Source organism: Mycobacterium pinniadriaticum, assembly GCF_026242045.1.
Taxonomy (GTDB): Bacteria; Actinomycetota; Actinomycetes; order Mycobacteriales; family Mycobacteriaceae; genus Mycobacterium; species Mycobacterium pinniadriaticum.
Genome location: NZ_JAPJDO010000012.1, coordinates 19,996 through 40,349, shown reverse-complemented (window position 1 = coordinate 40,349; position 20,354 = coordinate 19,996). Strand labels below are relative to the sequence as shown.

The 20,354-nt window shown below is 61.6% G+C and carries 17 protein-coding genes; 7 read left to right on the top strand and 10 right to left on the bottom strand.

Going from position 1 to position 20,354, the window contains the following annotated elements:
* Positions 1-20 precede the first annotated feature (20 nt).
* Entirely contained in the window at positions 21-1,547 is a 1,527-nt protein-coding gene (gene fadD4, locus ORI27_RS15635) for a fatty-acid--CoA ligase FadD4 (RefSeq protein ID WP_265997937.1), read from the top strand.
* A gap of 173 nt (positions 1,548-1,720) precedes the next feature.
* On the top strand, positions 1,721-1,993 hold the full coding sequence (locus ORI27_RS15630) for a hypothetical protein (protein WP_265997938.1): 273 nt from the start codon (positions 1,721-1,723) through the stop codon (positions 1,991-1,993).
* A gap of 52 nt (positions 1,994-2,045) precedes the next feature.
* Here ORI27_RS15630 and ORI27_RS15625 read toward each other — a convergent pair whose 3' ends face one another.
* The 9 genes from ORI27_RS15625 to ORI27_RS15585 form a co-directional block, all read right to left on the bottom strand.
* Positions 2,046-3,488 carry an MCE family protein gene (locus ORI27_RS15625; protein ID WP_265997939.1) on the bottom strand — a complete coding sequence of 481 codons (1,443 nt, stop codon included), beginning with the start codon at positions 3,486-3,488 and terminating at the stop codon, positions 2,046-2,048.
* A gap of 1 nt (position 3,489) precedes the next feature.
* Positions 3,490-4,635: an MCE family protein gene (locus tag ORI27_RS15620; protein ID WP_265997940.1), complete on the bottom strand. Its 1,146-nt coding sequence runs from the start codon at positions 4,633-4,635 to the stop codon at positions 3,490-3,492.
* A gap of 1 nt (position 4,636) precedes the next feature.
* Entirely contained in the window at positions 4,637-5,983 is a 1,347-nt protein-coding gene (locus ORI27_RS15615; RefSeq protein ID WP_265997941.1) for an MCE family protein, read from the bottom strand.
* Entirely contained in the window at positions 5,983-7,308 is a 1,326-nt protein-coding gene (locus tag ORI27_RS15610; RefSeq protein ID WP_265997973.1) for an MCE family protein, read from the bottom strand. Before ORI27_RS15610 ends, ORI27_RS15615 begins: the two co-directional genes overlap by 1 nt.
* Positions 7,305-8,333: an MCE family protein gene (locus ORI27_RS15605; RefSeq protein ID WP_265997942.1), complete on the bottom strand. Its 1,029-nt coding sequence runs from the start codon at positions 8,331-8,333 to the stop codon at positions 7,305-7,307. Before ORI27_RS15605 ends, ORI27_RS15610 begins: the two co-directional genes overlap by 4 nt.
* A gap of 26 nt (positions 8,334-8,359) precedes the next feature.
* Positions 8,360-9,718 (bottom strand): MCE family protein, encoded by a 1,359-nt coding sequence (locus ORI27_RS15600; protein WP_265997943.1) that lies wholly within the window; start codon positions 9,716-9,718, stop codon positions 8,360-8,362.
* Positions 9,719-9,722: 4 nt separating this feature from the next.
* Positions 9,723-10,577 carry an ABC transporter permease gene (locus ORI27_RS15595; protein ID WP_265997944.1) on the bottom strand — a complete coding sequence of 285 codons (855 nt, stop codon included), beginning with the start codon at positions 10,575-10,577 and terminating at the stop codon, positions 9,723-9,725.
* Entirely contained in the window at positions 10,574-11,284 is a 711-nt protein-coding gene (locus ORI27_RS15590; RefSeq protein ID WP_265997974.1) for an MlaE family ABC transporter permease, read from the bottom strand. The genes ORI27_RS15595 and ORI27_RS15590 overlap by 4 nt, the downstream gene beginning before the upstream one ends.
* A gap of 194 nt (positions 11,285-11,478) precedes the next feature.
* On the bottom strand, positions 11,479-12,720 hold the full coding sequence (locus ORI27_RS15585; protein WP_265997945.1) for an amidohydrolase family protein: 1,242 nt from the start codon (positions 12,718-12,720) through the stop codon (positions 11,479-11,481).
* Between the two features lie 259 nt (positions 12,721-12,979).
* Between ORI27_RS15585 and ORI27_RS15580 the strand changes: the two genes are divergently transcribed.
* A complete protein-coding gene (locus ORI27_RS15580; RefSeq protein ID WP_265997946.1) occupies positions 12,980-14,188 on the top strand; it encodes an acyl-CoA dehydrogenase family protein in 1,209 nt (402 codons plus the stop codon).
* Between the two features lie 73 nt (positions 14,189-14,261).
* Positions 14,262-15,164 (top strand): fumarylacetoacetate hydrolase family protein, encoded by a 903-nt coding sequence (locus ORI27_RS15575; RefSeq protein ID WP_265997947.1) that lies wholly within the window; start codon positions 14,262-14,264, stop codon positions 15,162-15,164.
* A 66-nt stretch (positions 15,165-15,230) separates the two neighbouring features.
* Here the strand turns inward: ORI27_RS15575 and ORI27_RS15570 are convergent, their stop codons facing one another.
* The gene (locus ORI27_RS15570; RefSeq protein ID WP_265997948.1) at positions 15,231-15,896 is read right to left on the bottom strand and encodes a TetR/AcrR family transcriptional regulator; all 666 of its coding nucleotides are present in this window, start codon (positions 15,894-15,896) and stop codon (positions 15,231-15,233) included.
* Between the two features lie 1,309 nt (positions 15,897-17,205).
* Here ORI27_RS15570 and ORI27_RS15565 point away from each other — a divergent pair.
* Genes ORI27_RS15565 through ORI27_RS15555 form a run of 3 tightly spaced genes read left to right on the top strand, consistent with a single transcriptional unit; the run spans position 17,206 to position 20,353 of the window.
* Positions 17,206-18,405 carry a CaiB/BaiF CoA transferase family protein gene (locus tag ORI27_RS15565; RefSeq protein WP_265997949.1) on the top strand — a complete coding sequence of 400 codons (1,200 nt, stop codon included), beginning with the start codon at positions 17,206-17,208 and terminating at the stop codon, positions 18,403-18,405.
* A complete protein-coding gene (locus tag ORI27_RS15560) occupies positions 18,405-19,571 on the top strand; it encodes an acyl-CoA dehydrogenase family protein (RefSeq protein ID WP_265997951.1) in 1,167 nt (388 codons plus the stop codon). Before ORI27_RS15565 ends, ORI27_RS15560 begins: the two co-directional genes overlap by 1 nt.
* A gap of 17 nt (positions 19,572-19,588) precedes the next feature.
* On the top strand, positions 19,589-20,353 hold the full coding sequence (locus ORI27_RS15555) for an enoyl-CoA hydratase/isomerase family protein (protein ID WP_265997975.1): 765 nt from the start codon (positions 19,589-19,591) through the stop codon (positions 20,351-20,353).
* Position 20,354 lies beyond the last annotated feature (1 nt).

Sequence of the window (20,354 nt, the reverse complement as noted above, 5' to 3'; positions counted from 1 at the left end):
GTACGCACCATGATGGCGCCATGCAGATCCGTGAACACGTCAGCTCGGGCAAGCCCGCCCTGATCTTGGCCGCAACAGGGACGGTCATCGATTTCGCCGAGCTCGAGGAGCGCGCCAACCGTCTCGCGCACCACTGGCGCGCGGTCGGCCTGCGCAAGGGTGACGTGGTTGCGTTGATCTTGGAGAACAACGAGCACGTGCATGCGGCGATGTGGGCCGCCCGCCGTAGCGGACTCTATTACGCACTGATCAACACCCACCTCACGGCCGCCGAGGCCGCATACATCGTCGACGACAGCGGCGCCAAAGCGGTGCTCGGATCGCGGGCTACGCGCGCGGTCTGCGAACGCCTCGGCCAGCACCTCGTCAACGGGCTGCCTCAGCACTTGCTGATCGCCGACGACGACCTCGACGGCTGGGCACGTTATCCGGAATGCGTTGCCGAACAACCATATACGCCGATCAGCGACGAAATCGAAGGTGACCTACTGCAGTATTCGTCGGGAACCACCGGCAGACCCAAGGGCATTCGCCGCGAGCTCACGCAACTGTCGCCGGCAGAAGCCCCCGGCAGTGTGTTGCCCTTGCTGGACGCCGTCGGAATCACCTGTGACTCGGTCTATCTGAACCCGGCGCCGCTATACCGCACCGCACCGTCGCTGTGGACCATGGCGGTGCAATCGGTGGGCGGTACCACCGTCGTGATGGAGAAGTTTGACCCGCAGGCCGCACTCGAATGTATCCAGCGTTACCGAATCACGCACGGCCAATTCGTCCCCGCGATGTTCGTACGGCTGCTGAAACTGCCTGAGCCGGTGCGAAATTCGTACGATGTCTCCAGCCTGAAGCGGGTAGTGCACGCTGCAGCCCCCTGCCCGGTCGAAATCAAAAGGCAGATGATCCAGTGGTGGGGGCCGATCGTCGACGAGTACTACGCCGCCTCCGAAGGAATCGGTGCGTCGTTCATCAAGGCGGAGGAGTGGCTGGCTCGCCCGGGCTCGGTTGGTCGGCCCCTGGTGGGGATTCCGCACATCCTCGACGAGGGTCGCCGGGAGTTGCCGCCCGGCCAGCCGGGGGAAATCTTCTACGAAGGCGGGCGGCCGTTCCGGTACCTCAACGACGAAGCGAAGACGTCAGCGGCCCGCGACGAGCACGGCTGGGTGACGGTGGGCGATATCGGATACCTCGACGACGACGGCTACCTATACCTCACCGATCGCCGGCACCACATGATCATCTCGGGCGGGGTGAACATCTACCCGCAAGAGGCCGAGGATCTCCTGATCACCCACCCCAAGGTGCTCGACGCCGCGGTATTCGGCGTGCCGGACGACGAAATGGGCCAGGCGGTCAAAGGCGTGGTGCAGACGGTCGACCCGGCCGATGCCACTGAGCAGGTCGCCGGGGAACTTCTTGATTGGCTCCGGAATCGAATGGCGCACTACAAATGTCCGCGTTCGCTGTCCTTCGAGGAGCAGCTGCCCCGAACCGACACCGGCAAGCTCTACAAACAGCAACTTGTACGGAAGTACTCTGCGTCGGTATAGACGTTGCAAGGCCTAACCGCACCGCGCAGCAGCACGGTGGCACTCGGCCACGCGGGCCCGGTGGCAACCCCGATCATGCTGACCGCACAGACCAGGAACCGATACGGTGCACACCTGGCGAGGCTGACAGCCGCCGACCACGCCGTGTATGAGAGACCGGTCCACGAGGTGCGGTGTCCGCGCCGGTGGCATACGGTGGGGCCGCGATCGGCGGCGACACGATCACGCTCGGCGATCCACGAATCGGGACGCGCATCCTGACCACGCTCTGGACACCGTATGGCGAAACCGGCATGCAGATGAAGGAACCACGCACGATGAGCACTTTCACCAGTTGCACCGTTGACCACTTCCACGCGATCTATCTCGGGCCTGTGCAGTTTTCTCGTCGCCATGATCTTGCCGAGCCTTCCTGCCCCACAACGTGTCCCGCAAGACTCTCATGAACAGTGGATCGCCCGATCGGGGTCGGGCTAGTTCTGACAGAAGCTCAGTCTTTCAATTGCCGGTTGGGGGTGTCAGCATGCTCTGCCATGTCCGCTGTCCACCGTTTTGGGCCAGGTCGGAATGCGTGTACGTTCGGCCGTCCGGTCCGACGTAGCTTCCCGTTGCAGGGTCGTAATAGGTGACGGCGATCGGAGGGAGCGGGGGCGCTGCGGACGCTGGCAGTGAATTGGGCGGTTGCTCGACGACGTCTTGGCCCGTGAGAGTTCCGTTCGGGTCACCCTTCCAGTTGGAGCCGTCGTTGAGCGGGACGTACTGCTCGTCGGACTTGCACATCTTTGCCATGGGGGCGCGCTTACCAGGGTTGGTGAGGCAAGGCGTGTTGCGCGCACCCCGTACTGCCAACCATGAGTCCTGGGGTATGCGGCAGTAGAGGTCACCGTGGGGCGGCTCAGGGCTGTCTTGCAAGGTCGGTATCCGCTGTTGTTGGGCGGGTAGATAGCCGGTTGTGCAGGCTGGGGGAAGGTTGAGGTTGAGGTTGAACGCAAGGACATAGCCGCCCAGTCCTTTGGTGTCCCTGTTGGCGACCGCACCGTTAGCCATGATTCCTACCCCCATGGGAAGCAGTACCAGAAGCTGCTCGATGGCCGGCTGGTAGGTGAGTGCGAGCTGGCCGACGCTGACGAGATTGGCTAGCAACACCGGCAGCGTCGGCTGGAGGCGGTCGATCAGCTGGCGAGCCTCGCTGGCAGCCTGTCCGCCACCTTCAAGCAGACTGCCGAGCGCGGAATCGTTGGACTTCAGTTGGCGTGTGAGATTGGCGAGGTGTGCGGCCCAGGAGTGGATGGAGTCGGCGGTGTCGGTCTGTGAATCCAGTAGCGGCTGGGACCGATCGATCAGCTGGACAAGGGGGTCGAGGTTGGCGCGTGCGTCGATGGCTAATTGGGTGGAGCCTCTGACGATCCGGGAGATCTCCGGGCCTAATCCTCCGACAGCGGTGTAGCTTTCGTCGATGGCCGTCTTCAGGCTGTCCCGCGGTATCGCTCTCAGGCCACGGTTGGTTGCATCCAGCAGAGCGTTGATATCGGGCGGTACCGACGTGCGGCCCATCGGTATGACGTCACTGTCTTTGAGAGATGGGGCGGTGTTGCTACGTGGTACTAGCGCGACGTACTGCTCGCCGATCGCGGACGTACTGTGCACTTGAGCGTCCAGGTCGGAGGGGATAGGTACATCGGACCGTAACGACAGCACCGCGTCCACTCCGGCGGGGGTGAGGCGGATAGAAGTGACTCGGCCGACTTCGGTGCCGCGATAGGTGACGTTGGCCCTCTCATAGAGTCCACCGGCTTGCGCTAGCTGCATGGTGACCGTGTAGTGGCCTACCCCGAATAGCGCTGGCACTCTGATGTATCCGAAGATCATCACCGCTCCGGCTACCACGGCGACCGTGACGAAGATTGCAAGTTGGATTTTGACCCATTTGCTTTGTCGCACGTTACGGCCCCTGATCGAGGTGATAGGGGGCGACCAAAGGGTTGCCGGCTGTATAGGGACTGGGGAGTTGACCTATCGTGCGGCCCCACTGCAATTCGAGTTCCGTCAATTTTCCTTCCCACCGGGTGCCGGTGAAGAAGGAGCTGTCGAGCCGGCTGAGTGTCAGGTCGACGATTCCGGTAAGATTGCCATATTCTCCGCGCACCCACTTGTCGAGGTTCTTCTTTGGCCATGGCAGGGTAGACAGAAAGTCCAGTGAGCGGGTCAGATCTGGTCCGGCATCAGCCAGCGAATGCAACACAGGTGCAACGTCTTTGAGCTCCTCAACAAGATTGCTCTTGGACTGGTTGACGGCGTGGGCAGCCAGCGCACTGAACTTGCCGAACGCGTCAAGCGCCTCGACTAGGGTGCCGCGCTGGGCAGCCAAGACTGCCAGCGCATCCGGAATCGTACGTATAGCCCTGTCCAACACCGGTTTTTGGTCAGAGAACTGGCCGACGAGTTTGTTGAAGCTGTCCGTGGCGGCGATAATGTCTCCGGTTTCGGCATTCAGGTGAGCCACGAACTGATCGATTTGTTCGATCAGACTGCGCAGATCCGCCACGCGGCCGGCGAATGCTGTTGCGAATGCCGCAGTGATGTCCTGCATCTGGCCGATCCCGCCACCATTGAGCAGCATTGACAGCGCCCCCAGTGTCTCATCGGTACTCGGGTAGGCGCCTGATCTGTCCAGGGGAATGAGTGAGCCGTCGTGCAATTTGCCTTTCGGTGGTGTGTCGGTCGGAGGGCCCAGTTCTATGTGCAGAGAACCCAAGAGGCTCGTTTGGCCGACCTTGGCCGTGGCGTTCGCGGGCAGGTCGACGTCGCCGTTGAGCCTCATCGTGACCAATGCATGCCAGCCTTCGCGCTCAATCTTGGTGATTGTTCCTACATTGGCATCGGCGATCCGAACTCTGGAGTTCTGCTGGATGTAGCCGACGTCAGGCAGCTGTGCTTGTATCAGGAACGACCCGGGGCCACCGCCTTGAGTTCCGGGTAACGGCAACGCGTTTAGACCCCGCCATTCGCAGCCCGACGATGTGGCGATTACCGCGAGCAGAGGTGCACTGATTACCGCATGCCATCGTTGTTTCCGTCTAGCGCGCATCTTATGAGCCGCCGCCCTGTGGCACCATCATGCCGGGCAGACCGGACGACGGGTCGGTCGATTGGGAGTCGGCAGGCGGTAGGGCACTGGTATCCGGGTTCGTTGAGGGTGCTGCTTCGGCTGCTAGTGGGGCTCCGGTGAGGGGCGTTTCGGTTGGCGAGGTCGACCTGGGAGTGGTGTAGTCGGGGCGCATCCAGTTCTCGCTGTAGGTCACTTCATTGGGGCGCGCTCCTGCACCGACGACGTAGTTCGAGCCCAGCGGAGGGAAGTTGTATTGGCGATTCTTGACGATTGGCGCCAGGTATTGCACGCAAAGCTTGGCGGATTGTTCGGCGTTGAGCTTGGACGCGGCCTGGATTCCCCCGCATAGGAACGAGATTGGGTTGGCGAAGTTGTTCATCACTAGTGCACCCGTCAGGCCCTGCTGTGTCGGCTGGTAGATGTTCACGAAGTTCTGGAATGCGTTCGGGAACAGATGTAGTGACTGCTCGATATCGTCGATGCTCTGTTGCACGGCGGTCGTGATCGAGGCGAGCTTGTCTGTGGTCGTGCCAATGGACTCGCGGTTATCTGCAATGAATCGAGTCGTGTCACCGACGACGTCGTTGATGTCTTTGACTGCGTTGCCGACCGCATCGGGTGTGCCGTCTACCGCCGCGGTCACCACAGCCATGTTCACGTTGAGCTGTTTAAGCAACGTGGCGCTATCCTGCAGCGCGGATACGACGGTGGACAGGTTCTTGATGCTGGAGAAGATGTCGTTGCTGTGATCGCCGAGGATGGACAAGGCTTGCGACATCTTGATGATGGTGTCGCGGATGTTAGCGCCTTGACCGCGGAGGTTATCTGCGGAGGTGTTGATGAATGCGCCTAGCGTGCTCACACCGCCGGGCTGGGTCGGCTGTAAGGCGGTAGTGAGCTTTTCGAGTTGTTGGCGAAGGTCATCCCACTCGAGTGGAACAGCAGTGCGGGTCTGCGGGATGATCGCGCCGTCGGGCATCACCGCCCCGCTCGTGTAGGCCGGGGTGAGCTGGATTGCGCGCGAGGTGACCAACTGCGGGGATACGATCGCGGCCTTCGCGTCGGCCGGCACCTTGTACCTGTTGTGGACCCAGAACGTGATTTTGACCTGTTCGGGCTGCGGTTCGATCGCGTCGATAGCACCCACCGGTACGCCCAGGATGCGCACCTCGTCGCCCGCGAACAAGCCATTGCTGTTGTCGAAGTACGCCACAATACGGGTCTTGTCGTTGGTGTCGTGGACACGGCACGTGACCACGGCGCCGCCCACAAGCAGCAGTGCGAGCCCGATTCGTAACCCATTGCGTAGTCGACGACGTGACCGCATCACTGTCCTCCCTCCGCGGTTGATGGGCCAGCTGCGTGTGGCAGCCCATCGCCGGCCGGTTCAGACGCCGATGAGGGTGGCGGCTGGAGAGCCGGTTGCTGGCCGGGCGGCGGTGCAGGTGGGCCCGGCGGCGGACCTCCAGGCGGTGGAGCAGCAAGCGGCTGCCGGTAGGGGTAGCGCGGATCGGCTGGATTGCCGGTGATCGCCTCGGGAAGGGAGAGATGTGGTTCACCGCCTTGACCGGTGCGCGGGTAGGGCATCGGCAGCGGCGGGGTGGCCGGTTGACCGGTCTGGGGATCGGTTCGTTGTGACGGTAGGAGCACGTTGGGATCCAGACCCAAGTCGGAGAACGCCGCGTCGATGAACGGCTGCACGAATTGGCCAGGTAGCAGGTTCACGATGTAGGCCTTGAAGAACGGGCCCGAGGCGACGGATTCTCCCAGCGACATCGCATACTGATTGAGATACTTGATCGCCTGTTGCAGTCCAGCCTTGCGGTTGTCAACCATGGACAGGACGTCGTTGAGTTTGTCCAGTGCGGGACGAAGTTGAGTCTTGTTGTCGCTGATGAAACCCGACAATTGCTGGGCCAGGAAGGACAGGTTGCCCGAGATCTGCTCCAGTGCTGTGCTCTGGGTCCGTAGCTCGCTCAGCAACGCGTCGCTGTTGGCGATCAGCTTCGCCACCTCGTCGGCACGTTCCGACAGTACCGCGGTGACTTTGCTGGTGTTGGACAGCAGATTCCGCAGCGCCCCGTCGCGGGCATCCAACGTTTCAGCGAACCGCGCCACACCCTGCACCGCGAGCTTCAGATCCGGAGGCGTGTCCTGGAATGTATCCGCCAGGGTGGCCAGGGCGGCGGAGACCGAATCGGTATCCAGTCCACTAATGGTGGCCGAGAGGTCACCGAGGGCGTCAGGCAGCTGATAGGGCGCCCTGGTTCGTTCGACGGGAATGGTCGCCGTCAGGTCACCGTCGCCGCGGGGTGTGATTTCGAGAACCTTAGAGCCCAGAAGGCTTTTGGTCCTGATGTTCGCCTCTGTGTATTCACCGAGGCGTACGCCATCGTCGACGTCAAACCTGACTAGCACTCGAGAGCCATCCAGGTCGACTGAGGACACTTCGCCGACTCGATAGCCTGCCACCTGCACGGCGGCACCCGATCTAAGTCCGCCGGCCTCAGCGAAATATGCCGAGTAATGATTGACGCGATTGATGAAGGGCAACTTGTCGTACTGCAGAGCCGTCACCGCGATTGCACCTGTCAACACAATGCCAACAGCGCCGACGACGAACGGGTTGCGCTCAACGAAACTCCCTCTCATTTTGGCGCGCACCGCCCGGTATCCTGCCCGGCCAGTTTGACGTAGACCGGTTGTCCCCCTTTTCCGTTGACCTTCAACAGCAAGTCGCACAGATAAAAGGTGAAAAAGTCGCCCATGATGCCCAATCGGCTGAGGGTTCTGTAGGAATCGGGCAGTGTTCTGAGAAAGTCATCGAACCAGGCCTGATCGCCGTCAACGATCGAAGTCACGCGATCAGATTGTGTCACAGTGTCTTTCAACGGCGTCCGGGTGTGTACCAGAAGGTCAGCGATGGTCGCTGATGCGGCATTGGTATACGTGACAGCATTGATGAGATCTGATCTGCGCGCCGACAATCCCTGAACGAGCTCCGATAGCGAGTCAACGGCCTTGGCGAACTGGCCGCTTTGATCGCCGACCGATGCCATCACCGTGTTGAGGTTGCTGATCACCTGTCCGATCAGCTCATCGCGGTCAGCAAGTGTGTTGGTCGCTGCCGCGGTCTGCTCTAGGAACGAGCCGATGGTTGCACCTTCGCCTTGGAAGGCGGTAATCAATTGGCCCGACAACGCGTTCACCTGCTGTGGATCCAGTGCCCGGAACAGTGGTCGGAACCCGCCCAGTAAGGTGTCGAGGTCCAGAGCGGGCTCGGTGTTTGTTATTGCTATGGTATTGCCGGGGTTGAGTCGTTTGGCGACGCCCGGACCCTCCAACAATGCCAAGTACCGGTCACCGATCGGGTTCGCCCACCGAACCGCGGCTTTGGTGCTCTGGGTGAGCACTACCGTGAGATCAGCCGAAAACTCGACCAGGGCTGACGATTTCGAGGTGATGGAGATCGTCGTGACCTTGCCGACCTCAACGCCGGCGATGCGGACAAAGTCGCCGACGGCCAAACCGCTGACGTCGCTGAACTCGGCGCGATAGCGTTGATCCTCGGCTAACCGAAACTGTGAGAACACTGCCAGCAGAGCGAACGTGCCAAGTGTGCAGACAATCGCGAATATGACGAAACTGATCGCGGCGCGTCGCAAGTTGTGATTCATGTTCGGCATCCTTCGAATCTGGCGCGTCACGGCGCCGCTGGCGCGGTGCCCGTAGTCGGCGCGGCAGGTAGACCGGGGTAGAGCGGGGTCCCATCCGTGGCGTACCACGGAGCCCCAAAAGGCGGTCCGCCAGGATAGGAAGGCTTGGGTCCGGGTGCTGGCCCGTCCAGGCACTGGCCGAGATGCGGCGGTTCTGGTATTGCACGCGTGACCGGGAAATAGTCGACCGAACACGTCTGACCGATCCCCGGGTTGGGTCGCCAGTCCAGCCCAGTGCCCCATCCTGTGTTGGTGATCAGTTGGCGCACGGGAAAGTTATTGGCGACATCCGGCAGCGAACCGCAGCCGGGTTTGCCGCCTGGCCCGCCCTTGGCCGCAACGATCGGTAGGTTGTCCGGATACCGGTAGAGGTCATCGCCAAACGTGAGGCCGATGTCCAAGATTGTGCTGCGGCCGTTACCCCCGAACCACTGATCTCCGCCCTTGTCCAGGTAGAGCTTGGCACCCTGGATCATGCACGTGTATTCGGGGTTGTATTTGAGCAGCAGGCTCGTTGTCGGTTCGAGGACGTCAATGGCGTTGACAAAGTTGTCCGTGTTGGGTGCAAGCAGCTTGATGCCGGAGTTGGATAGTCCAATTACGTTCAACAGCAACGCATCTAGACCTCCGCCATGATCGGTTATCGTCACGCTGGTCGTACTCGCGGCGTCCAGCGCGGCGAGTATGTCGTGAGCCGCGGCGCTGTAGGCATCGCTGAATCCCGTGAATGACCTCAAATTCGCTGCCACGGTGGACATCCGGGGATTGAGTGCGATCAGCACTTGGTTGGCATCTGTTGTCGCCGCACCAATTCGCTCACCCTGACCACGTACTCCGTCGGCAAGCGCAGTCAGCACCGCATTGAGCTTGGGTACATCGACCTGATCCAAGATGCCCATGAGGTTGTCGAAAACCGTGTTGACTTCAGTGCCGACATTGCGTGACCAAAGCACAGCACCCGCGGCCAATCGCTTAGCGCTGGGGTCTGCCGGGAAGATCAATTCGACGTATTTGGCGCCGAAGGCCGTGGTGGCCTTGATCTCGGCACCGACATTGGCCGGGATGTGTTGGACTTGGTCGGGGAAGATCTCTAACTTCAGGCTTACGGGCTCGGCGCCGCCGATGACCCCTGCGACTCGACCAACTTCGACGCCGCGCATCTTCACTTGCGCACCGGATTCCATCACCAGACCGGTGCGATCCGCGGTCAAAGTAATCGGTACATAGCTGCGAAACGTCCCCGCGAAAAGGCCTGAACATAGCAGCACGAATCCAATGACGGTTGCGAACAGCACCGCAGTCCACCACAAGGGGTGCACACCGTGGCCACGCTGTTTACTTGCCATCCAACTATCCCGACAGGTGGAAATTTCCGGACTGGCCGTAGATGGCCAGCGAAACGAACAAGACGACGAGCACCGCCGAAATCATCGAAGTGCGGACCGCGCGCCCGACTGCCTCACCCACACCCGCGGGTCCACCCGAGGCGGTGAACCCGTAGTAGGTATGTACCAGCATGATCACGGTTGCCATCAAGACTGCTTGGAAGAAAGACCAAATGATGTCGGTTGGGTTCAGGAACGTATTGAAGTAGTGGTCATAGACACCGCTCGACTGGCCGTACACAAAGGTCGTGCCGAAACGGGCCGCCAAGAAGGATGTGAGCATTGCGACGCAGTACAGCGGCATCACCACGATCACTCCGGCCAGCACCCGGTTTGATGCCAGGTAGGCGACCGAGCGCACACCCATCACTTCCAACGCATCGATCTCCTCGTTGATCCGCATGGCGCCCAGCTGGGCGGTGGCGCCGGCACCGATGGTGGCGGCCAAACCGATGCCGGCGATGATCGGTGCGATCAGCCGAACGTTGAAGTACGCCGACGCGAATCCTGTCAACGCTTCGACGCCGACGTTGGCGAACTGGTTATAGCCCTGCACTGCCACGAGCGCCCCCGTGGAGAGTGTGAGGAACCCAACGATCACGACGGTGCCGCCGACTATTGCCAAAGCTCCTGTGCCCATGCCCATTTGGGCGATCAATCGCACTGTTTCAGCCTTGTAGTGCACCAGGGCGTCGCGGATTGCGGCCAAGGTCTGGAAATAGAAGCGTGCCTGGGTACCGATTCGAGAGAGACCGTCAACCCAACCCGTGGCGGTGCGCCAGATCCGTGGGTAGCCCGTGCCGGGGACGCTACCGCTCATAGTGTCGCCTTCACCCCGACCGCAGTTGCAATGATGTTGATCGCAAACAGGGCCATGAAGGTGTACACGACCGTCTCATTCACGGCATTGCCTACTCCCGCCGGGCCGCCGCCGGCGGAAATGCCCTTGTAGCAGGCGATCAATCCGGCGGCCAGGCCGAATAGTGTGGACTTGATCAACGAGATCACCACGTCCGGGGCCTTCGTGATGACCGTCAACCCGCCGACGAACGACCCCGGTGTCACATGCTGGACGAAGACGGAAAAGACGAAGCTACCGACCAGACCAACAAGAATCACCACTGACGACAACAGGGTCGCCACCACCGTTGCGGCGAGCACGCGAGGCACGACTAACGCTTGAATTGGATTGACGCCCATGACGCGCAAGGCGTCGAGCTCGTCCCTAATAGTGCGTGCACCCAAGTCGGCGCACATGGCCGTCGCGCCCGCGCCGGAGACCACCAGCACCGTCACCACAGGACCGATCTGGGTCACCGTGCCATAGGCGGCCCCGGTGCCTGAATAGTCCGCAGCGCCGAACTCAACCAAGAGGATGTTGAATGTGAAGACCATCAGAACCGTAAACGGGATTGCCAACATCAACGTGGGCAACATCGAGACTCGTGCGACAAACCATGACTGCAACAGGAATTCCTGCCACGCAAACGGCCGGCGCGGTATCGACACCAACACCTGCAGCGCCATCGTGAAGAACGCTCCCAAGGCGCGAACTGGCTTCGTAGCCTTAGCATCCGACACGCTCTTCAGTGTCCCGGGCAGCCGACTCAGAATTGCACGGCCGTCGGCCGCGCTAGCCTCGAACCGGCTCATAAGAACATTCCTACTTACGTTGAGGATGTGACGGCGCAGGCCGCCGAGGCCCCGCGACCACCGATGGGTCAGTTCGGCTGAACGTCTGTTGTCACGGCAGAGGCAGTCTGGAGCGCGGGTAACCCGAGCACTTTGGCGACATTGTCGTGCATCACCTTGAGGTAAGTGTGGTCCGGAACCTTGCCCTCGATGCGTGCGGCAAAGTCAAGTGGAACTACCTCACCCTCTGGGTGCGGCCAGTCCGAACCCGCGACAACCGCGTCTTCGCCGATGAGCTCGATCAACCCGAGGATGTTGTCTTCCGGGAACGGAGCCACCTTGACGTGACGCTTGAAGATCTCGCGTGGACGCTCAGTCAAGACACCGTAGGTCCAGTCCTTTGGACCGCACATGCGGGCAGCACGGTCCATCTTCTTGAGCAGCGGGCCGACCCACTCGCTGCCGTGTTCGATCGACATCACCGTGAGATTCGGTACGCGTCCGAACAAGTTATGAGTCACCAGCGCTAAGAGCGTGTCCGAGATGGCGCGTTCACCAAAGCTGGTCACACGCTGGAAGGGCGAGAACCGATGCTGAGGTGCACTAGGCGTCTCACCCCACAAAGCGGAGTAGTAGACACTCTCACCGCTGTTACCCAGGTGGAAGTCGACCGGGATCTCGGCCTCAGCGCAGCGGGCCCAGAACCCATCGTGTGCCGGGTCGGCGGGTGACCGCTTGCCCCCGACCGGGCCAGGTCGCAGGTGGACGAGCTTGGCGCCTTGGGCGATGACGCGTTCCAATTCGGCGACAGCCCAGTCGATGTCGGTGAGGTTGAGCAGGGGCGCACTGTAGATCGGGGACTCTGGACTACCGAATCCCCACTCCTCCTCGATCCACCGGTTGAACGCTGTCAGGGTCGCGTTGAGCGCGGGGACGTCGCATTGCAGTTGGTATTCCACGCCGACCGCCGTCGTTGGGAACATCAGGGTTCCCACGACGCCGTGTTCAACCATCCACCTCAGCCGCAGATCACGGTGGCGGGATTCGGGAATGTCGTCGGCTCGCACGTTACCGGTGACGGCGTCGCCCTTGCCGCCACCCTGCTTGAAGTACTCGAGTAGCTGGCCGGGCCACCCGATGGCGTCCACGGGATTGACGCCAAAAAAAGTGACCTTGTCCTCGCCGAAGAAGATGCGTCCCTCGGGGCGATCGGGGGTACGTACAACCCGAACTGCGCGGTTCTCATCGAGAAACTGCTTCGGCAGATATCGGGTGAACGCATCGTCAGTCTCGTAATAGTGCTGGTCTGCGTCGAACATGGGTACCGCCACCGTGGCCTCCTAACCAAACGTATGGTTCAGACCATAGCATCTTGTTGGTGGGTCGAAAAGTACTGAATTGGCGTCGGATTCAGGTGCGCTTGACGGGTGCTCGGTCGCACCCTAGGTTTGGCGCCAAACGTTTGGTAATCCCTTGAGGCTGAGTCCGAGACCATCTAGGAGAGGTGTCAGTGGCCGAGACGATGTATCGAGCCGAATTCGGCTCGCGCGAGATGACCTGCGTTGAGCCAGCGCGGGGACAGGCGATGCGATGACAAGCCGGTACGACGACATCCTTGAAGGACTCTCGGAGTTCGTCGACTCTGTCGTTGTTCCGCTGGAGGACAAAAACCAAGACTTGTTCGACTGTGGGCGGCGCTTCTATGGCGCCGACGGGGCGTACTCGCCGGCTGTGAAGACGCTACTGCGTGAGGTGCGTGAGCGAGCCGCTGAGGCGGGCTACTACACAATGCTGGCGCCCGAAGACATCGGTGGCGGCGGTGGTGGCGCTGAACTCCTCTATGAGGTGTGGCGCCATCTGTACGCCCGGTACGGTCCCGGCCGCGTCTTGCCATTCGCGAGTGTGGCGCACTGGAGCTACGGGCCCAGCCTGCTGTGCTCGGCACTGACGCCCACCGCACAGGAGCGGATGCTGCCGGACTACGTGAAGGGTGTCACGACGAGTTGCTTTGGCATGTCCGAGCCCAACGCCGGCACTGACGCGTGGGCCATGACCACCACCGCACGTGCCGACGGTGACTCGTGGATCATCAACGGCACCAAACAGTGGATTACCAACTCGCCTGAAGCCGACTGGGTCTTTGTGTGGGCCGTGACCGACGGCGAGTTGCGTAAGCAGCGGACGGGCGGCATCAGTTGCTTCCTCGTACCGACGAGCGGGCCCGGGTTCGCCGTCGACAGCGTCATCAAGTTGTTCGGGCAGGCCGGCGGCCACGAGGGGATCATCAGCTTCACTGATGTTCGTGTCCCCGCCGATGCGCTGGTGGGGAAGTTGGACCAAGGATTCGCGTTGGCGCTGGGGGGTGTGACGACAGGGCGTCTGTATAACTGCGGGCGCTCGGTCGGCCTGTCCAAGTGGGCGTTGGACCAGGCCGCCAGCTATGCCGGCGTGCGTAGGACATTCGGCCATCCCATCGGCGACTACCAGGGCGTGTCCTTTCCCCTAGCGGACTGCGCCATCGAGATCTACGCCGCTGACACGATGGCTCGCGACTGCGCCGCACGCATCGAGGCAGGTGGCCCAGCCCACCATGAAGTGGCGATGGCGAAGGTGTTCGCGACCGAAATGTGCTCTCGGGTCTATGAGCGATGCATGCAGGTCCACGGTGGGATGGGGCTAACGAATGAGATGCGGCTTTATGACGGATGGCATCAGGCTCGCATCATTCGGATCGCGGACGGCAGCGGCGAAGTCCTTCGGCGCAATATCGCCAAAGCCCTGATCAGCGGTCGTCGGTGATCGCTGTTGCACGGTTGGCGCCCGCGTCGTCGGTCCCCGGTAGGGGATTCAACGCTGAAGTGAGGGAGATCGAATGAGATTGGCGGTAGTCAGCCTGGCCCGTTCCGAAGACACGATGCTGGTCGAGGTGCTTGAGGATGTTGTCTTCCCGATCTTGGACGCGGGGCCTAGTCAGCTTGTCGAGGTAGCCCGCGCACCGCATGCATGGCCAGATCGCGGTCCGCAGATATTCATGTCGGATGTACGCTTCCGGGCACCGCTCGAACGACCGCCCAGTATCCGAGATTTCATGGTCTATGAAGCGCACCTGGTCAACTCCCTATCAGCCTGGGGACAGCGGCCGCCGGAGTCGTGGTATCGCGAACCAGTCTTTTATTTCAGCAATCCCGCGGCGGTGATCGGCGACGGCGATGTTGTCCGGAGACCATCGCTGTGCAAGAAGCTGGACTACGAGGTCGAACTCGCGGCGGTCATCGGCTGCGAAGTCAGCGACCTCGACGCGTCTGACCCGAATGTGATGGACTGCGTCTCGGGCTTCACGCTGATGAACGATTGGTCGGCCCGCGACCTGGCCGCCGAGGAAATGAAGCATCACCTCGGACCCGCTAAAGGCAAGGACTTTTCAACCTCGCTAGGTCCATGGCTTGTCACTACAGACGAGTTCAGCGGTGAATTGTCGAACGGCATCGTGTCAGAGCGAGTGACTGCGCGAGTCAACGGTGAGATCTATACCGACAACTCGTTTGCCGACATGACCTTCCCGTGGCCGGCGATCCTGCAGCGGGCCTCGGCCAATACCACGTTGCTACCCGGAGATGTAATCGGTTCGGGCACTGTGGGCTTCGGATGTCTACTCGAACTGAGGATCAAGAACAAGGAACTGGGCTTCGAGAAGTATCGATTCCTCGAAGACGGCGATGTCGTCGAGATCGAAGCACCACGGTTCGGCGTTCTGCGCAACATCGTGCAGGCATGATGCGCAAAAGGGTCGGCACGGTGGGGTCGGGAACCTCCGGCGCAATGGCCGACCTTCTCAGCGCGCCTACGGAGTCTGTGAAAGGCCCCAAAGGGAAAGGCGGGCAATGGCGTCCATGAGGATCTCGCGGGACACCGGATGCGGGAACGACGGGGCAAGCCAGTCATCGAACACCGCCATCGCGGTGATTGTGCCCGAAATGAGCCGGACGCTCAGCTCAATGCCTTCCGCGGAGAAGAACTTCCGTAGGCTGGCCTCTTGCTCGCCGATCGCCCGAAGCTCCATGAACATCCGCGAACTGGCCTTGCGGAGCTCTTCAATCACCCCCGGGTCGACGTGATCACGGGCGGCGGTCACTTCGATGAGCAACTTGCGGTGCGCACGCATGTTGTCGTAAAGCTCACTGGCGAATTCAGTCATGAGTTTCAGCTCGTCCCAGGGAACTTCACGCTGCTGATTCCAGGTTCGGGAGAATTCATCGAGGAACTTCAGGAACGGTTGACAGGCCGCCTGGCGGAACAGATCAGACTTGGACTCGAAGTGACGGTAGACAGCCGAGACACTGAGGTCGGCTCTCCGGGCGATGCCTTGCACTGTGGCATCACGGTAGCCCTGCCGAGAGAACTCGTCCGCGGCGGCGTCCAGCAAGAGGGCTTTCACCTCATTCGACGAGCGTCGGGTGGGCCGTACCGGTTTGTTACTCGCTTTGAATTCGCGGTTGCTACGACTCATCGCCCGCCACATTCCGTGCCGGTGCCGTGTGGGACCGGCGTGAGGCAACCACGCAGATGCATACGTGGAGCATATGGCGGGATACCGCCCCTGTCCATAAGGGAGTGATTGTTCCCTTGTCAGGATAGTGCATGATCCTTTATGGTCAGGCGGGTGATGGCAATCACATATCGGCCACGGTGCTGTGGTAGCGGTGGGAAAGAGCGGAGATAGATGTGGGCACGATCGACCTGTTGGAAGCCTTCGATCTCACCGGCAGCTACCGAGCTGCAGCGAAGCTGGCCGGCTGCGACCACCACACGGTTGCCCGGTACGTGCGCATGCGTGACGCGGGCTTCGCGCCGATGGTCGGCCGGCGGGCCAGGCCGATCGATCCGTTCATTCCGAAGATTCAGGAAATGGTCGACCGCTCAGCCGGTTTGGTCCGAGCTGATGTGGTTCACCAACGGCTCGTTGCGATGGGCTTCGAGGGTGCCGAACGCACGACTCGCCGGGCGGTCGCCGAGTGTAAGCGGGACTACCGTCCCGTGGACAGACAGTACGGCCGACCCCTGATTCCCGAGCCCGGCCTGTGGGCGCAGTGGGCGTGGACTCGTGGGCCGTTGGCGGCGGGTGCACCGACTCTGTTGTGGACATGCTGGCTGCCATGGTCGCGGTTTCGTGTGGTGATCCCTTCTCGAGACAGGTCGAAGCGCACTCTCGCGATCTTTATCGAGCTGGCGATGCGCAGGTTTGGCGGTGTGCCAACATATCTGTTCTCCGAAGACATCGAGTGCGGCCCGCGGCGACCGACCACAGAGCCGACGTCTCACCGACCAGCACACGACTTCGTTGGCATCGCCCGTCACTTCGGCATGTCCGCCCGGGTGTGCCTTCGCCAAACACTCAGCACCACTATTGACGGGAGTTCCGAGGTCGCCGTCATCGCCGACCGCGACCTCGTCCCGGCACCGGTGCTCCCATCCCGTGTTTACCGAACTTTCGGGGATCTGAAGCTGGCATGTCAGTTGCACCAGGCTCAAGCGAACAGTATCGGTTCGGTACCTCGTCGGCCTGTCGACATGTTGGCCGCCGAGTTGCATCGGCTCCATTCTTTGCCTGTTGCGCGATACGCGGCTCTTCGAGACCCCGGATTCAGCCCAAAGCTTTCCCAATAGATCAGCACTGCAACTGATTTGATGGCATCGTCGGCATGGGTGCGCGCTGGAGCGGCACGATTGCTCGGCGTTGACACTCGCTGCTACCGATGATACGTTTAGCGCGCCAAACGTTTGGTTAGGAGACCGTTGATGGCATCTATGGTCGACGCGTGACGAGCGCTGCGGCGCCGCGCGATAACAGGGTGAACGGATTCTTTGGATCACTACGCGTCGTCGAGATCGGGTCGTGGATCGCTGCGCCTTGTGCAAGCGCGCTGATGGCCGACCTTGGCGCGCAAGTGATCAAGATCGAGCCGCGCCAAGGCGATCCAGGGCGACGGTTCGTCAGCTCTACCGGCGGGGGCGCCGACCGCTCCCCGGCCTTCGAGTTGTTCAACCGAGGCAAACGCAGCCTTGTGTTGGATATTGCCGCAGCCGATGACCGAGATCGCCTCATGAATCTGTTGTCCACCAGCGATGTCCTTATCACCAACATGCGTGCCGGAACGCTAGAGCGCGCGGGATTGGACCCCGCTGCGGTACTGGAGCTGTGCCCGCGGTTGGTGTACGCCTCAATCACAGGTCTCGGGCTGCGCGGGCCGGAACGTGATCGTGCGAGTTACGACGTCGGCGCGTTCTGGGCGCGCAGTGGACTGCTGCACCAGTTAACGGCGCCCGGCAACCCGCCACCCCATCCAGCTGGTGGTTACGGCGATTCCGTGACAGCGCTGGCTGCGTTCAGTGCGGTTCTCGTCGCATTGTTGGAGCGCGAGCGTACAGGTCGGGGTCAGTTGGTGGAGTCATCGTTACTGCAGTCCGGAACATGGTTATGCGCCGGCGATCTCGGAGTGCAGGCGGCGTTCGGCAGAGTGAACCGCGCCTCACACCGCACGGAGAGTCGTACGCCTCTGGTGAACTCCTACCAAACGTCTGATGGCCGTTGGCTCTTCCTGCAGGGCGTGGAAAGCGTCAGGCACTTCCCTGGTATATGTGCCGCAATAGGGCGCGAAGATCTCTGCAAGGACGAGCGTTTCGGCAGTGCGAAGTCGATGCGGACCCACCGGCGCGAGCTCATCGCCATCCTCGATGAGGAGTTCTCGCGTCGACCTTTCGCCGAATGGGCGGACCGGCTCGACGCGGCAGGAGTCTGGTGGCAGGTCGTTGCCTCACCCGAGGAAGTCCTTCGCGATCGGCAGCTCGCCGTCAACGACATGCTGCACGACGTCGCCGTCGGCCGGCCTACGCCCATGGTCACCTCGCCCTTCACCCTTCGTGGCACGCGCACACGCCCGGTCGGGCCCGCACCGGATCTTGGTACCGACTCCGAAGCACTGATCCGCGAAATCGACGCGGTAAGCGGGAGGCAGTGATGAACGAAATCTGGGCTGGCCCGCTGTTGCCAGAGGACATCGCGACACTCAAATCGGCTGCCCGCGAGTTTGTCGATCGCTACGTGTTGCCCCACGAGGCGCAAATCAGCCGGACCTGTGTCATGCCAGACGAAACCGCTGAGCGATTGCGCCAAGCGGGGTACTTCGGTTTGACCATTGCCGAAGAGTATGGCGGTCTGGGGGTATCCCACCTCGCCTACTGCGCGGTTCTCGAGGAGCTCTCCCGCGCCCCAAAGTCGGTGTGGCTACCCATCTCGATTGCTAACGGGGTGGCCTCGCAGCTGCTCGAGATCGCAGGCAGTGACGAGCAACGCAAGCGGTATCTGCCCGGTATAGCTGCGGGCGAGCTGGTTGCCGCCATCGCCGTGACGGAACCTGAAGCGGGCTCTGATGTCCAAGGATTGAAGACAAGAGCGGTCCGCGCCGATGGAGGCTGGCGACTGCAGGGCAGCAAGCACTACATCACATTGGGTGCTCGCGCGGACGTGCTATTCGTGTTGGCGCGCACTGAGGGTGACAACAGCGGCGCTCGCAGCTTCACGGTGTTCCTGGTGGAGAAGGACACTCCGGGCTTCTCGATCGCCGGGATGCAAGAGACCATGAGCGGGCCGGTAGCAGAGCAGGCCGAACTTCTCTTCGAGGACTGCTTCGTCGGGGAGGAATATGTGCTTGGCGAAGTTGGCGAAGGCCTCAAGGCGATCTTCAAGACGTTTGCCGAAGAACGGATTTCGATGGCAATCACCGCGTTGGGAACCGCGCGGCGCGCAATCGAACTGGCTGCCGAATACGCAACCCAACGCACTGCGTTCGGTTCGCCGATCGGCGACTATCAAGCGATCCAAATCCAGTTGGCGGACTCGGTGACCGAACTGGCTGCGGCGCAATCGATGACCTACGCACTTGCATCACAACTGGAGTCGCGTCGCGTGACCGCGGCAGAGGCGGCCATGGTCAAGCTGTACGCCAGTGAGATGGTGGGGCGAGTTGCTGATCGGGCATTGCAGATCTTCGGCGGGTACGGCTACATGGCCGAGGCGCCGATCTCGCGCATCTATCGAGATGTGCGAATCATGCGGATCTCTGGCGGAACGTCGGAGATTCAGCGCAACGTGATTGCCAAAGCGCTATTACGGGAGGTGTCTTGACCATCGACAACGACGACGTGCCTCGTGTTATCCGATCGCTAGACGGAAACATTGCCGTCGTCAGTCTGCACAATCCAAAGGCGGGGAATGCCTTGACCCGTCCGATCTACGAGCAGCTCTGCGCGGCATGGGAATGGGTCGACGCCACTCCGGAGGTGCGTGTCGTTGTCTTCACCGCCGCCGGTGAACGCCACTTCTGCGTGGGCGCCGACATGAGTGCTCTCACCGAGCAGGGCACCCTACGTGTTCCGGGTGAGCAATGGAAGCTGACGTGGCGACTTGCCGGAGTGAAAAAGCCGGTCGTTGTCGCGATTAACGGGACGGCCGCAGGAGGTGGCCTTGGATTCGTCACTGACGGAGACGTCGTGATCGCCGCCCGTCATGCACGGTTCCTCGACACACACACCGCGGTGGGTCAGGTGTGCGGTTACGGCGCGCTGCGGATGGTCAGCATCATCGGGCCCAGTGAGGCCACCAGGGTGGCAATCGGAGGGGGAGTGCTCTCAGCCGAGCGAGCCCATGAACTCGGCTTAGTCAACGAGCTCGCTGACACGGCGCCAGAGGCTCTCGCGCGGGCACTTGAGATTGCCGGCGCGATCGCCAACGCCTCACCAACTGCTGTGGCCGAGACGCTGGGGCTTGTGCGCGCTCTGTCGCGCAGTGCCGAGAATGACGAAACCCTCCGTCGTGCTGACCGAGTGGTCGATGCCCACATGCGACACCCCGATGCCTCTGAAGGTCCACGAGCCTGGCTGGACAAGCGTCCCGCCGTGTGGGTCTGAG

Excerpts from the sequence above, each read along its gene's own strand:
- fadD4 (WP_265997937.1), top strand. The coding sequence starts at position 21 with ATGCAGATCCGTGAACACGTCAGCTCGGGCAAGCCCGCCCTGATCTTG.
- ORI27_RS15620 (WP_265997940.1), bottom strand. The coding sequence starts at position 4,635 with ATGCGCGCTAGACGGAAACAACGATGGCATGCGGTAATCAGTGCACCT.
- ORI27_RS15615 (WP_265997941.1), bottom strand. The coding sequence starts at position 5,983 with ATGCGGTCACGTCGTCGACTACGCAATGGGTTACGAATCGGGCTCGCA.
- ORI27_RS15610 (WP_265997973.1), bottom strand. The coding sequence starts at position 7,308 with ATGAGAGGGAGTTTCGTTGAGCGCAACCCGTTCGTCGTCGGCGCTGTT.
- ORI27_RS15605 (WP_265997942.1), bottom strand. The coding sequence starts at position 8,333 with ATGAATCACAACTTGCGACGCGCCGCGATCAGTTTCGTCATATTCGCG.
- ORI27_RS15600 (WP_265997943.1), bottom strand. The coding sequence starts at position 9,718 with ATGGCAAGTAAACAGCGTGGCCACGGTGTGCACCCCTTGTGGTGGACT.
- ORI27_RS15595 (WP_265997944.1), bottom strand. The coding sequence starts at position 10,577 with ATGAGCGGTAGCGTCCCCGGCACGGGCTACCCACGGATCTGGCGCACC.
- ORI27_RS15590 (WP_265997974.1), bottom strand. The coding sequence starts at position 11,284 with ATGGCGCTGCAGGTGTTGGTGTCGATACCGCGCCGGCCGTTTGCGTGG.
- ORI27_RS15580 (WP_265997946.1), top strand. The coding sequence starts at position 12,980 with ATGACAAGCCGGTACGACGACATCCTTGAAGGACTCTCGGAGTTCGTC.
- ORI27_RS15575 (WP_265997947.1), top strand. The coding sequence starts at position 14,262 with ATGAGATTGGCGGTAGTCAGCCTGGCCCGTTCCGAAGACACGATGCTG.
- ORI27_RS15570 (WP_265997948.1), bottom strand. The coding sequence starts at position 15,896 with ATGAGTCGTAGCAACCGCGAATTCAAAGCGAGTAACAAACCGGTACGG.
- ORI27_RS15560 (WP_265997951.1), top strand. The coding sequence starts at position 18,405 with ATGAACGAAATCTGGGCTGGCCCGCTGTTGCCAGAGGACATCGCGACA.